Raw genomic sequence first — 13,936 nt, forward strand, 5'->3', positions numbered from 1 at the left:
TATCCTCTTACCCACAAAGGCATAACTTCTTGTGGTTATGCCTTTAAACCAAATAGCTTGATATTTGCATATTGCTCAATCAGGTTGGCATCTAACATATGAATATAGTCCATAAAAATGGTACTAAAACTTCCCATGGTTTGTGCCTGATTGGATGCAAGTTTACCCGCAATTGCAAAATGTATATGGGCTGAAAGCGCTGCAATAGTTGGAGTCGTTACTGCACTATATGCAGCGATTAACGCACCCAAAGCGCATCCTGTTGCTGTAATTTTAGGTTGTAAGGGGCTGCCGCCGTTAATTTGGATAACGACATCTAGTTCTTTAGACAGAATGTAATCTGACTCGCCTGAAATTGCGATACAGTCTGTATGTACTAATAGCGCGTAAGCTTGTCGATAGACATAATCACTACTTAGGGTGCTATCTACACCTTTAGATTGAACCTGATTACCTGCAAGCGTACTGATTTCTGAAGCATTACCACGAATAACGCTTGGCTTAAATTGCAAAAGCTCATCTGTCATTTGACTACGCCAAGCTAAAATTGGTCCATAACCTACCGGATCAAGTACCCATGGAATATCATTTAGCTGAGCTGTTTTAGCTGAGATCTGCATGGCTTGCATTTGCTCAGTGGTAGGTGTACCTAAATTAATGCTCAAGGCCGATGCGACTTTGGTAAAGCTTTCTGCTTCATAAGGATTATCAATCATCGCAGGCGAGGCACCAGACGCGAGTAATACATTGGCCGTATAGTTTGCAGCAACGCTATTAGTAATACATTGTACAAGAGGCGTTTTGGCCTGCATGTTCTGCCAAGCTTCAATGACCTGTTCAATCAAACTAGATGTCGATGTCATATTATTATCCCTAGTAAGCCAAAGTGATTATAAAATTAGTGGGTAAAATAGTGGTCTTGATGCTTACATTTTTGGCAAATCAAAGAAACATAATCTGCTGCATCATAGTCAACGGTTAAATCATTTGAACCACAATACATACAACGTTTGACAGAATAAAAGTTTAAACGTGGTTCAATTTTTCGCCATGCTTTCCATACAGGTTGCACAAATATCTGTTCGTCGTAACCCAAGAAACGATTAAGCAAAATATAACTCATTTTACTGTAAGCAATATTGTGAGGACGGGGGAGCATAGAGGTTTCCCACTTTTCGGTCACGGCTCTTTCGCGATATTGTTCTAACGTTTTCTTTAATAGATTGGTATTGATAAACTTATCATTGCGAGGCTGTAAAACTTTTTGTTTATACAGATATTCTAGTGCAGTTTGTACCAGATAATAAATCTGCCCAATTGCGAGTGAATCCATTAAACGATAGCAAAAGCTTTGAAAATTTGAATTTCCAGCAATTTGGATACCCCAAGTTCGGCAGTAGAACTGCATGAACTGGATAATTTCTTGATAGAGCACCTGAAAAAGTACGTCTTTCACTTCATCTGCACTACGAAAAGGAATACCAAAGCTTAAATTTTCATAAAACCAATTACGTAATTGTTGAGCCACACTAAATAAACTTGGATCGCTGTAACCATCTAAACGAATATTTAAGTGAAAACATTGTGGGTCATCAGTTTGGTCATTTGCATTCAAAATGCCATCTTTATGCAACTGTTTAATTAAATAGCTCTGAAACATCCAGTTAGGCGTGATGTGATGGTATTTAATTTTGTCCCAATGAATATATTCATCATGAGCGATTTCTTCACGGGCATAGTCGTCTAGGAGACTTAGCAAGAAAAGTTTATGTAAGAAGCTGAGCTGTTCGAGACTGCGTTGTGGCTGCTCTTTTGACTTAAAATGGCGTTGTTCTTGTAGGCGTGTTTGTTGTAGAAGCTTTTTCCGTTGTTTTGTGCATGTATCACAGTGGCAAGTCATTCTTTGATCTTTAAATAGACGGTGCTGACAATGACTGCATTCATGGAATTGAATGTCTTGTTCAAATTGCTCGGCATCTACCCAGTACATTGAGGCTTGGCAGAGAGGACAATGGCTACTTTCATCTAGCTGTTTCTGTAGAATTTGTAAGGCCATTTTGCTCCGAGCATAAAATAAAAATGATGGGGCTATTATACACAGCCGCGCTGTAGGTGGCGGAGATTGCCACTTTCGTTTGTTGCTAAAATAGAAAAACCTAAAATCTATGTTTCGATTTTAGGTTTTCATAGTGGGCTAAAAAGTTGAATTAAACAGGGCACGGCAAGCTCTCATCATTTTGGCCAAGCTTTTTGGCTTTAATAAGAGCCTGTACTTTTTTACTTGGTAATTTCAGTTTCCCTAACGCATCGTAAGTATTAACAATAGAAGTAACCTCCTGAGTTGTAATAGCAATACCTTCCGCAGATAAGAACACGGCAATCACATGGTGATCGAGTCCTGCTGCTGATAGATCATGAATAGCTTTAATGTTCTCTAGTCGATGAAAATGTGCTTTAAATTCCATGCTGACACCTCTTGTTCTAATTTAGATACCCATATTGGTATATTTAATTAGGCAAGAACCATGCCCAAAATGTAAGCTGACTCTAAAAAATGTTAAAAGCTAAAGGTGTTTTATTTTTATTGTATAGATTGCTTATATAAACAACGATTATCGTAAATTTGGTCTAATCTGTGCTAATAAAACAAGATTCTAATTTGAAATGTATAAATGAAGTCCCATTAATTTCATAAAGGTAATCAAATACAGTATGTATGACTTGGCGTATGATATTTCATGACGACTCATACTTCCGTTTAGACGAGTATATAAGGAATAAAGATGAATATTGCGGCGCAGCCTCCAGTTCAGGCAGATCAGACAGTTTATTTAAAAGATTATCAAAAACCTGCATTCTTGGTTGAATCAATTAATCTTGATATCCAAGTATATGATGATAAAACAATTGTTGATTCGACATTAGTGATGAAGCGTCAAACTGTTGGTGATCTGGTGCTATTAGGCCGTGACCTAGAATTACAGTCTGTTCAGTTAAATGGACAAATTCTCACTCCTGCACAATATTCACTCGATAGTGAACAACTGGTGATCACTAATGCACCAGATGAAGTCATTTTACAAACGCAAGTCATTATTCATCCTGAAACGAATACTCAATTAGAAGGCTTATATAAAGCAGATGACTTGTTTGTAACGCAGAACGAACCTGAAGGTTTCCGTAAAATCACATTCTATCCAGACCGTCCAGATGTACTTTCTGTATTTACTACACGCGTAGAAGCAGACAAAAAATATCCAGTACTACTTGCCAATGGTAATTTGCTAGAAACAGGTGAGGCTGGTGAAAACCGCCACTTCGCGATTTGGCAAGATCCGACCAAAAAGCCAAGCTATTTATTTGCTTGTGTCATTGGTGATTTAGCAGTTCTTAAAGATCGCTATACGACCTCTGAAGGACGTGATGTTGCTTTAGAAATCTATGCAATAGAGAAAGACATTCCAAAATGCCATATCGCGATGGAAGCATTAAAGCATTCTATGCGTTGGGATGAAGAACACTACGGCCGTGCTTATGACCTAGACAACTATATGATTGTTGCTGTTAGCCAGTTCAACATGGGTGCCATGGAAAATAAAGGTTTAAACATCTTTAATACTTCGTGTGTGCTTGCTGATGAAGAATATACGACTGATGCTGCGATTATGCGTGTACAGTCTGTGATTGCTCACGAATATTTCCATAACTGGACAGGTAACCGTATTACTTGTCGTGATTGGTTCCAGCTTTGCTTAAAAGAAGGTTTAACGGTATTCCGTGATCAGTCTTTCTCTGAAGATTTACAATCTGCTGCGGTTCAACGTATTGACGATGTAGCTGTGCTGAAATCACATCAATTCCCTGAAGATGCAGGTCCATTGTCGCACCCGCCGCGTCCAGATCACTTTGTGGAAATTAATAACTTCTATACGGCGACTGTCTATGAAAAAGGTGCGGAAATTAACCGCATGATGTCGACCTTGTTAGGTAAAGAAAAATACCGTCAAGGAACGGATGAATATTTCCGCCGTCATGATGGACAAGCCGTGACTGTAGAAGACTGGGTTGCTGCGTTAACTGCTGGCTCAGGTGTCGATTTATCTGCATTCTTAACTTGGTATAACCAACCAGGTACGCCAAAGCTTGAAGCAAAAGGTGAATATGATGCAGCAGCACAAACTTACCGTTTAAGCTTTAAACAAAGCCTAAAAGCACATCCTAAATATCCAAATTTAAAAGCTGTTCCGATTCCTGTGGCATTAGCACTATTTAATGCTAAAACAGGTGAGCAATATACATTGCATAGTGAAAGCTTGTTTGTAAACGATGTTAAAGATGGCATGTATTTGTTTGACCAAGATGAGGCAACCATTGAGTTTACAGGTGTGACTGAACAACCCGTTGTTTCGCTACTCCGTAATTTCTCTGCACCCGTAAATCTTGTGTTTAATTATACCGATGAAGAATTAGCTTTCTTAATTCAGCACGAAACAAACGGCTTTAACCAATGGCAAGCAACGCAAACTTTGCTTGAACGTATTTTGTTAGAAGACCATTCTGCGGATGCATACATTCAGGCAATTCAAAGCACTTTGCCTGAATTAGTTGGTCGCGACCCGCTATTGGCATCGCGTTTGTTTGATGTACCAAGCGAAGGTTATTTGGGTAGTCGTATCGATCAGAACTATGCACCAGCCGATATTCATGTAAAACGTGAAGCATTGCTCAATCGTTTGGCACAAGAGTTGGGTTCATTCTGGAAAGATACTTACCTTACACTTGACCCAGATCTGCAAAAAGAATTTTCTTTGGCAATGGGCGTGCGTGCATTAAAAAATATTATGCTCATGATGATAGCTCGCCAGGGTGATCAAACCGCATTTGAACTTGCGCATGTGCAATACCAAAATACAGGTAATATGTCTGAACGTTTAGGTGCGCTACGTGTACTGGTTTGGCAAAATGCGCCTCAAGCTCAAGATGTACTTGCTGACTTCTATGATCGTTTTAAAGATGAAGCTTTATCTTTAGATCAGTGGTTTATGATTCAGGCTGCAAACCCGAATGCGACAACCGAAACAATTGAATACCTCACTCAACATCCTGATTATGATTTAACAACTCCAAATCGTATTCGTGCGGTGAGTGGAGGATTATCAAATAATCCTGAAAACACGTGGGGCTTTGGTGTAGCTCACTTTATTAACCTTGCACAATATCTTGATGAGAAAAATCCAATTTTAGGTTCACGACTGTTACAGGTATTGTCGCGTTGGTACACGTTAGCAGAACCTCAGCGGACTCAAGTGCAACAGGCTCTGCAAGCATTGCAGCCTAAAGTGAAATCGAAAAATGTCTCTGAAACTTTAAATAGTATGTTAAGTGTTTAATTAGGCTTAAATATAAAAAATAAAGGTCTCGTAAGAGGCCTTTATTTTTATATGTCTCTATAGAGATTTAATGCTTTAAAAAATAAAACTTTCCTTATAGTAATTCGTCTTTAGCTCCACTGCTCATCATTTTACTTTTATTTAAATTATAATCTTTAATAGTTTGTTTGAAATTTATCTTTAAGTAAGCATATACAATCAAAATTTAAGAGAGCAATAATATAAAAATAAGTAAGCAACTCTGTGATAGTATTTAGTTTCATAAAATTAGCTAAATTTTTGACATATTTATTTAAATTTTACTTAATAAATTTTATGAAGGTTTTATTTAAATTATTTAAATCAATGGGTTGTTTTTTGGGTGTGTTAATTTTTGTATCTATGGAGTTGGTTTGAGTAATTATATTTTGTTAATTAGAAATTAAAATAATAATAAGATCATGCATTTTAATTGTTTTTATGTATGATGTTAAAAAATAGGGTAAAAAAATAAACTTTAAAAGGAGCAGTCAAATAAAAAATGATTGTAAGAATAAGTGCTAAATTTTTTATATCTATTAGTTTTAACAATTTAATTTAAAAGGTTTTGACTATGAAAAAGACTTTTTTTCATTTATCAGTAATTGCCGTAGCATTATTTTCTCTCAATTCAGCAAATGCAGCTACAGCAACGGGTACATTAACTGTTAAGGCAACAGTAACGAATAGTTGTGTATTGAATACTTCCGCTACAGGTACAACAGCGAATGCAGTTTTAGACTTTGGGACTTTAAGTTCTCTTGCGAGTAACGTTGATGCAGACACCACAACGACAGGTGGTACCTCAATCAAAGTCCTTTGTAACAACACTGTACCGTGGACCTTGGCTTTCGATGCTGGGCAAAATGCGCAGACGACTCAACGTCGTATGATTGGTGGTGCAACAAGCAACGAATATATTCCTTATAATCTCTACTCAGATTCGGGGCATGCCACAGCAATCGGCATTGCAACGACTGCCTATAGTGGAACTGGTAGTGGTGCAGTACAAACAGTGAATGTATATGGCCGTATTCCTGCTGGTTCAACGCTGCCGAGTGCGGGTAGCTATCTTGATACAGTAACAATAACAGTAACTTATTAATTTTTATAAATTAGAAATATTGTTAGCCCTTTTGAAAGGGCTAACATATTAAAAAAGTTATATTTGAGTAAATCATGAAAAAAAATATCTTTATTATTACGGGATTATTCTTATCTTTTTCTAACATTATTAACGCCGCTACAATTCGTCTTTCACCTGTGAATGTAGAAATATTAAGTAATCAAAACGCGTCTTCAATTAGTTTATTTAATCAGTCAAATGAAAGTACTGATTTGCAGATTCGTGTATTTGAATGGACTCAAAAAAATGGACAGGATCAGTTAACACCTACAGATGAGATCGCAATTAGTCCACCATTTTTAAAATTACAGTCTAATGATTCTTATAACTTGCGTGTAGTTAGAATTAATCCAGCACCCGTTTCTGGTGAAAAAACGTATCGCATTATTATTGATGAACTACCAAAACCAATTGATAGCCGTAAAGCAGCTCAAGGGGTTAACGTGCTTTTACGCTCGTCATTGCCTGTATTTGTAGTAAATAAAGACGCGATTACTCAATTGAATTGGAAAATTGATGCTAATCAGGAGGTGCCTTCCTTAAATATTAGTAATATTGGAAACCGGCATGCACTTTTAAATGACTTAACGCTTGTGGATACCACAACAAATAAAAGCTATCCCATTAAAGTAAATACCGTGAATGGTTATATTCTTGCGGAGCAGGCACGAAGCTACTCTATTAATAATTTTACATATCAGCCAAATCATAAATACAGCGTTTCTCTGACAGTTAATGGTAAGAAAACCACACTTTAAGAGGCTTATATGAAATACATTATAGGTGTCTTATGTGTTGCATATCTTCCGGCGTATTCTTTTGCTGAGCAACTCCAAGATAATACCAACACTCCAATTCCCAGTGTTCCTAAATCTATAGATATCAATAATAAATATACACAGGGGAATATAAATGAAGAGGAACAATATCTTAATTTTACTCAGCTTTTTTTAGTCGTTTCTATTAATTCAAATGCTGCTGAAGACTTGGTTGCTGTGAAGCAATCTAAGGATGGAAAGCTATATATTCGCTCTGGGACCTTAAAAACTTTAAGAGTGAAAATAGATGAGCATGTTGCTGATAGCCAATGGGTGTGTATTAACGATCTAAAAGGAATTCAGTTTAAATATCTAGAGAATGAACAATCTCTAAACTTACAAGTTCCGTCGAACATGTTGGCGGATTATTCAGTTGACTTAAATGGTCAACAGCTCACAAGCCCTCATTTACTGAAAATGAAACCCTTAAATGCGGCCATTTTGAACTATAGCCTGTATCACACCGTGACCAATGACGAGAATGTTTTCTCCGGTTCGGCAGAAGGGATTTTTAACAGCGCAATTGGTAACTTTTCATCAGGGGTGTTATATAACGGCAGTAATGAAACGAGTTATAGCCATGAAAAATGGGTACGTCTGGAAAGTAAGTGGCAGTATATAGACCCTGAAAAGATCAGGATATATACCTTAGGGGACTTTATTTCCAATAGTTCTGATTGGGGGAATAGTGTACGTCTTGCTGGTTTTCAGTGGTCGAGTGCCTATACCCAACGTGGTGATATTGTCACTTCTGCACTCCCACAATTTTCCGGTTCGGCTGCACTGCCTTCGACTTTAGATTTATATGTCAATCAACAAAAGATTTATTCAGGACTTGTTCCCTCAGGTCCATTTGACATTAAGCAGCTCCCGTTTATTTCGGGAAATGAAGTCACGCTTGTGACCACCGATGCAACGGGTCAGCAGAGCATTACTAAACAGGCTTACTATTTTTCATCTAAAATTCTGGCAAAAGGCATTAATGAATTTTCGGTAGATGTTGGAGTTCCACGCTATAACTATGGGCTGTATTCGAACGATTATGATGATGCCACCTTTGCTTCAGGTGCGATTCGGTATGGTTATAGTAACTCACTGACTTTAAGTGGGGGTGCAGAGGCTTCAACAGATGGACTATCAAATCTGGGCACTGGTTTTGCCAAGAACCTGTTTGGTTTTGGGGTAATTAATGCTGATATTGCAGCGAGCCAGTATAAAGATGAAAACGGTTATTCTGCCTTGGTTGGTTTAGAAGGACGGATTAGTAAGAATATTTCGTTTAATACCAGTTACCGTAAAGTCTTCGATAACTATTTTGACCTTGCCCGTGTCTCTCAAATTCGATATTTAAAAGATAATCAAACAGATGCTGAACCCAAAAATTATTTGAGCTACAGCGCACTGGCAGATGAGATTTTTAGGGCGGGGATGAGCTATAACTTTTACGAAGGGTATAGCGCCTATCTGGGATATAACCAGATCAAATATAGCGACAACTCTTATAAATTACTCTCTACAAACCTAAGTGGGAGTCTGAACAAAAACTGGGGCTTTTATGCCTCAGCATATAAAGATTATGAAAACCGTAAGGATTATGGAATTTACTTTGCGCTGCGTTACACACCGTCTACCCGAGTGAATGCGATTACAAGTGTATCTAGTGATGCTGGCAGGCTGAGTTACCGTCAAGAAATATTCGGTTTATCAGAACCACAAATCGGTTCATTTGGATGGGGAGGCTATGTTGAGCGTGATCAAGATGCGAATCAAAACAATGCATCTATCTATGCATCTTACCGTGCTCGGGCGGCTTACTTAACAGGTCGATATAACCGAATTGGGGATAATGACCAAGTTGCACTTTCAGCGACAGGATCACTGGTTGCGGCAGCAGGGCGGATTTTTGCGGCCAATGAAATTGGAGATGGTTACGCTGTTGTAACCAATGCTGGGCCGCAAAGTCAGATTATAAATGGCGGGGTAAATTTAGGCGTAACCGATAATTCTGGAAGATTTCTGATTCCTAGTCTCATGCCATATAAAGAGAACCATATTTATTTAGATCCATCGTATCTGCCTTTGAATTGGAGCGTGAAGTCTACAGATCAGAAAACAGTTGTAGGTTATCGCCAAGGTGGTCTTATTGATTTTGGCGCTCATCAGGTCATTTCTGGATTAGTCAAACTTGTTGACCAGAATAATTCACCTTTATTACCGGGTTATACGGTTCGAATTAATGGGCAACAAGATGGGGTAGTTGGCTACGACGGTGAAGTATTTATTCAAAACCTATTAAAACAAAACAAGCTTGAAGTCGATCTTCTGGATCATGGCTCATGCCAAGTTGACTTCACATATAACAGTAATCAGTACTCAACTAAAAAATTGGGACCTTATGTATGTCATTAAATATTATGAATAAGGCTCAAATAGAGAGCTATAAGAAATTTTCATTGGCTTTAAAATACTTTATAGGCATTTGCTTATTTTATCTCGTTTATGCTTTTTTTAGCCCAGCACATGCTGCTTGTACAGTAAGCGGAACTACTAATAGTACTTTTACCTACACGGCAGCAAATATTAATAGTGATGCAACTGTAAACCTTTCAGGCACAATTACTTGCACGAATTTAGGACTTCCCCAAATTTCTAATTTCATGTGTATGAAAACCGTATTTACAGGAGCAACCACTGCGAATAATAGTGTGACTTTACCATATACGGTCACTGCAACTGTAGGTGGAGCTGGGTCTTCTACCACCAACCAAACCTCCAATGTGTGGTATGGTCCAGTAGCAACAGTGGCATCAAATAATATTGTGAGTTACTCGGTAAATGTGAAAGTTCCAGCTCGAACGGGGTCACTCATTGCATATCCTAAAGGAACATATACGGCTTCGGTTCGGTTGTATTGGGATATGGATCTTTTGGGTTTATCATGCGGTGATTTAATTGGTGGCTGGGATTCAGGTGATGCATTACTAACAGCAAACTTTGTGGTACCAAGTATGTGTCAATTAAACTCAACCTCAACTGTAGATTTCAGCAATATTAATGATATTAGTACCACTAGTCGTGATTACACAGCGCAAGGAGCTGTAAATTCGACCTGTAATTATGGAACACCATATAGCATTTATTTAGGCGATGGCAATAACCGTATTCCTGGCGGATTTAGGCGTATGACCAATGGTAATAATGAATATATTCCCTATCAGTTATATAAAGACTCTAACTATAGTACGGTGTGGGATGCCACAGGTGGCGTAACCAATGTTGGGGGAGCCGGTGGAGTGTCTGGTACGGGAACAGGTAGCGCTCAAAGTACACCTGTCTATGGAAAAATTCCACAAGGTACTTCCATCGCAAGTACACCAGGAAACTATTCTGACAGTGTAGTTGTTACAGTGACTTATTAATTTATCAAATATACGCGGTTCTATTTTAGTAAAAATGGTTCCGCGTAATTTTAATTATATTCATTAAAATTGGCTGAGCATAAAACGATATAAATCAAATGATTTTAGTTTTTTGAAACTTGTCCGTCATCAAAAACAGTTTGACTTAAAAATACATACTGTATATTTATTGATTAGTTCCAAAAAAGAACTAGCAAGTAAAACAGGCAATTAAAATAAAGGTGAATAAATGTCGGATATTATTTTGCATCAATGGGAGATTTCGCCATTTTGTCAGAAAGTTTCAAGAATTTTGAAATTTAAAGGAATTTCATTTGAAACAGTTAACTATAACGGTATTTTGGGAGCTAAAGTTCCTTTATTGAGTAAAGTGGGCAAGGTGCCTGTAATTGACCATAGTGGTCAGCGTATTCAAGATAGTACTCGAATTGCTCGTTATCTGGATGAAACTTATCCAGATACGCCTCGGCTCTATCCAGAAGATCCAAATCAAAAGGCACTTGCAGAGTTATGGGAAGACTGGGCAGATGAGTCTCTCTATTTTTATGAAGTCTATTTACGAGTAAATGATCCAGAAGCCCTAGATGAAGCAATTCGTATTAGTAGTATTGGTCGCCCATCTTATGAAAAGCCAATGGTAAAAGGATTTATTTTAGCTGAATTGAAAACACAGCTTTTCTTTCAGGGCCTTGGCCGAATGAAAGCTGAGCATGTTGAAGAAGAGTTTAGAAGACACTTAGGCCGTATCGAACAAGTTTTATCACAAAGTGAGTGGTTGGTTGGAGATTCTCAGACAATTGCTGACATTGCTGTTGTCGCTCAACTAGGTGAAGTGATTCGCACAAGCAAAAAATTTCGTAAAGAAATTTTGGATCGTCCGTTTATTGCATTATGGTATAAAAAACAAACAGGGTGAAATGACTATGACATTAGCAACACCAGATAAAATATTAGATTGTGTAGTTGTTATTGGCGTTGGGGCATCACAAGGTATTGGCGCAGCCGTGTGCCATCGTTTTGCAAAAGAGGGCTTAAAAGTTTATGTCGCTGGGCGTACTTTCCAAAAAATTGAAGCAGTGGCTGCCGAAATCCATTCGAAAGGCGGTGACGCTGTTGCATTTCGTTTAGATGCAGAAGATGTAAAGCAAGTACAAGCCTTGTTTGACACAATTACTAGTCAAAATGAGCGCATTACTGCTGTAATTCACAATGTAGGAGGGAATATTCCCTCAATTTTTTTACGTAGTCCATTATCGTTTTTTACTCAAATGTGGCAATCCACTTTTTTATCGGCGTATTTAGTTTCTCAAAGCTGTCTAAAAATCTTTAAAGATCAAAACTACGGTACGCTTATTTTTACTGGGGCGAGTGCTTCTTTGCGCGGAAAACCTTTTTTTGCAGCTTTTACGATGGGTAAATCTGCCTTGCGAGCTTATGCACTAAATTTAGCTCAAATCTATAAATCACAAGGCATACATATTGCTCATGTGATTATTGATGGAATGGTCGATGGCGATAGAGTGAATAAAGCATTATTTGGCCTAGGACGTTTAGCCCGTCTTACGCGTGGAACGGGGGGGCTCAATATTGATGCAATTGCAGAAAACTATTGGATGCTTTACCAACAAATGCCTGAGCTTTGGACACATGAGTTGGATTTACGCCCTTATCAAGAAAAATTTTAAGAGACTAAAATGCTAAAAAAAATATGTCAGAGATTTCAAAAAAAGCTGGGCTGTGTTGTCGTTGCTGGTCATGACTTACACTTGATCGAGCGTGACTTTGTAATTCTAGATAAAAACGCTCAATTTCCCTTACATCTTTATCAAGTTGTGCATGATTCAGCCGTGCAGAATATACAAGTGCATTCTATAAATGATGGTGTGACAGCAGTTCATTTGAACTTGGTGAATGCAGATCATTTAAAAAGCTTGTTGAATTATATTTCCAGTCACAGACATACAATTGAACTATGTGTGTTTCAGCCCAACTTTTCATCTTCACCAAATATTGAGGCTTTATCTTTAGAAGAGATTGAACACCATTGGCAGACCACCGGTTTAAGTGCAGTGAGTGTAGCGCAAGCTGTGATTAAGCCTATGCTAAAACAGCAACGGGGCACAGTTATTTTTCTTGGAGCGCCATTTAGCAACTCGACTCATTATGATGTATTAAGCCAAAGCATGTTCGCGGGAATTCGTGCTTTAGCGCAGTCATTGGCAAGAGAGTTTCAACCTAAAGGCATTCATATCACCTATTGTATGGTTGAGAAATGGGATGGACAAAACCAGCACTTTACCTCATCTCTTAAGCAAGTATGCCAACACATCTATCAACAACCTGATTCGGCATGGAGCCAAGAACTTAGCCTATCTTGAAATTTTACTTTTGCATGTTGTTAAAATACAGTACTGATCTGGAATGATGACAAAACAATAATTTCGATAGGTATTTGCATGGCAAAAATTAAGCGTGTTCAGCAAGCTGTTAAAACGGTTTGTACATTGGCAGTTTTCATGTGCTTTTCTTCATTAGCACAAGCATATCAATATGATCAGACTGCCCGTTTAATTAACGAGCGCTTATCTTATATGAAGGATGTAGCGGGTTATAAAGCAGAGCAGCATTTGCCGATTGAAGATTTAACTCAAGAAAAGAAAGTTCTCGATCAATCTGTTTCCGAAGCTGAATCTTTTGGTTTAAATAGCGAAATAGTGAAGCCATTTATTGTGACTCAAATGAATGTTGCTAAGGCAATTCAGTACCGATATCGAGCAGACTGGTTATCGAGTCCGGAAACCAATTGGAAGCCCCAAGATTTAGCAGAAGTACGTTTAAAAATTAGTACGCTAAACACGGAGCTTCTAAAAAATATTGCCTATGAACTTAAGAAAAATAATAACAAGGCACCTCATAGCTGTGGCTACATGTGGTCTGTACAGCATCCTCAACTTAAAGAGGCCGACAAAAAAGCTTTATGTATGACACTAAATAAAATTAAGTTAAAACAATAGGTTTTTTAAACTCATGCATATAACTTGCTGATTCAAGCCAAATTAAATCAGCAAGTTCTTCAAGCTTAAATTTGTTGAAGAGTAGTTGGATGAGTGCGGAAATACTTTAAGTTGTAAATGCTTTTAGATAAAAAGCATTTACAACAAGTTT

Annotated in this window: 12 protein-coding genes; 9 read left to right on the forward strand and 3 right to left on the reverse strand. The window is 37.9% G+C overall.

Annotated elements, in window-relative coordinates; translation table 11 throughout:
* Positions 1–35: 35 nt before the first annotated feature.
* The 3 genes from thiM to RMB13_RS05710 form a co-directional block, all read right to left on the reverse strand.
* Positions 36–863 carry a hydroxyethylthiazole kinase gene (gene thiM / locus RMB13_RS05700; protein ID WP_311084648.1) on the reverse strand — a complete coding sequence of 276 codons (828 nt, stop codon included), beginning with the start codon at positions 861–863 and terminating at the stop codon, positions 36–38.
* A gap of 35 nt (positions 864–898) precedes the next feature.
* Positions 899–2,056: a hypothetical protein gene (locus RMB13_RS05705; RefSeq protein WP_311084649.1), complete on the reverse strand. Its 1,158-nt coding sequence runs from the start codon at positions 2,054–2,056 to the stop codon at positions 899–901.
* Positions 2,057–2,207: 151 nt separating this feature from the next.
* Positions 2,208–2,465 (reverse strand): hypothetical protein, encoded by a 258-nt coding sequence (locus RMB13_RS05710; RefSeq protein ID WP_311084650.1) that lies wholly within the window; start codon positions 2,463–2,465, stop codon positions 2,208–2,210.
* A 318-nt stretch (positions 2,466–2,783) separates the two neighbouring features.
* On the opposite strand from RMB13_RS05710, the gene pepN reads away from it, so the two are divergent.
* From pepN to RMB13_RS05755, 9 genes are all read left to right on the forward strand, one after another.
* On the forward strand, positions 2,784–5,390 hold the full coding sequence (gene pepN, locus RMB13_RS05715) for an aminopeptidase N (RefSeq protein WP_311084651.1): 2,607 nt from the start codon (positions 2,784–2,786) through the stop codon (positions 5,388–5,390).
* A gap of 586 nt (positions 5,391–5,976) precedes the next feature.
* Positions 5,977–6,513 (forward strand): spore coat U domain-containing protein, encoded by a 537-nt coding sequence (locus RMB13_RS05720; RefSeq protein ID WP_201784113.1) that lies wholly within the window; start codon positions 5,977–5,979, stop codon positions 6,511–6,513.
* Positions 6,514–6,587: 74 nt separating this feature from the next.
* The gene (locus RMB13_RS05725) at positions 6,588–7,292 is read left to right on the forward strand and encodes a fimbria/pilus periplasmic chaperone (protein ID WP_311084652.1); all 705 of its coding nucleotides are present in this window, start codon (positions 6,588–6,590) and stop codon (positions 7,290–7,292) included.
* A 9-nt stretch (positions 7,293–7,301) separates the two neighbouring features.
* Positions 7,302–9,761, forward strand: a complete 2,460-nt coding sequence (locus RMB13_RS05730) for a fimbria/pilus outer membrane usher protein (RefSeq protein WP_311084653.1) — start codon at positions 7,302–7,304, stop codon at positions 9,759–9,761.
* Positions 9,752–10,771: a spore coat U domain-containing protein gene (locus RMB13_RS05735; RefSeq protein WP_080027356.1), complete on the forward strand. Its 1,020-nt coding sequence runs from the start codon at positions 9,752–9,754 to the stop codon at positions 10,769–10,771. The genes RMB13_RS05730 and RMB13_RS05735 overlap by 10 nt, the downstream gene beginning before the upstream one ends.
* A gap of 229 nt (positions 10,772–11,000) precedes the next feature.
* Positions 11,001–11,687 carry a glutathione S-transferase family protein gene (locus RMB13_RS05740; protein ID WP_311084654.1) on the forward strand — a complete coding sequence of 229 codons (687 nt, stop codon included), beginning with the start codon at positions 11,001–11,003 and terminating at the stop codon, positions 11,685–11,687.
* Positions 11,688–11,694: 7 nt separating this feature from the next.
* Entirely contained in the window at positions 11,695–12,456 is a 762-nt protein-coding gene (locus RMB13_RS05745; RefSeq protein WP_311076449.1) for an SDR family NAD(P)-dependent oxidoreductase, read from the forward strand.
* Between the two features lie 9 nt (positions 12,457–12,465).
* Positions 12,466–13,149, forward strand: coding sequence for an SDR family NAD(P)-dependent oxidoreductase (locus tag RMB13_RS05750; protein ID WP_311084655.1), 684 nt, complete (start codon positions 12,466–12,468; stop codon positions 13,147–13,149).
* A 78-nt stretch (positions 13,150–13,227) separates the two neighbouring features.
* The gene (locus RMB13_RS05755) at positions 13,228–13,785 is read left to right on the forward strand and encodes a chorismate mutase (protein ID WP_311084656.1); all 558 of its coding nucleotides are present in this window, start codon (positions 13,228–13,230) and stop codon (positions 13,783–13,785) included.
* Positions 13,786–13,936 lie beyond the last annotated feature (151 nt).

Source organism: Acinetobacter sp. V102_4, assembly GCF_031799005.1.
GTDB classification, from domain to species: domain Bacteria; phylum Pseudomonadota; class Gammaproteobacteria; order Pseudomonadales; family Moraxellaceae; genus Acinetobacter; species Acinetobacter calcoaceticus.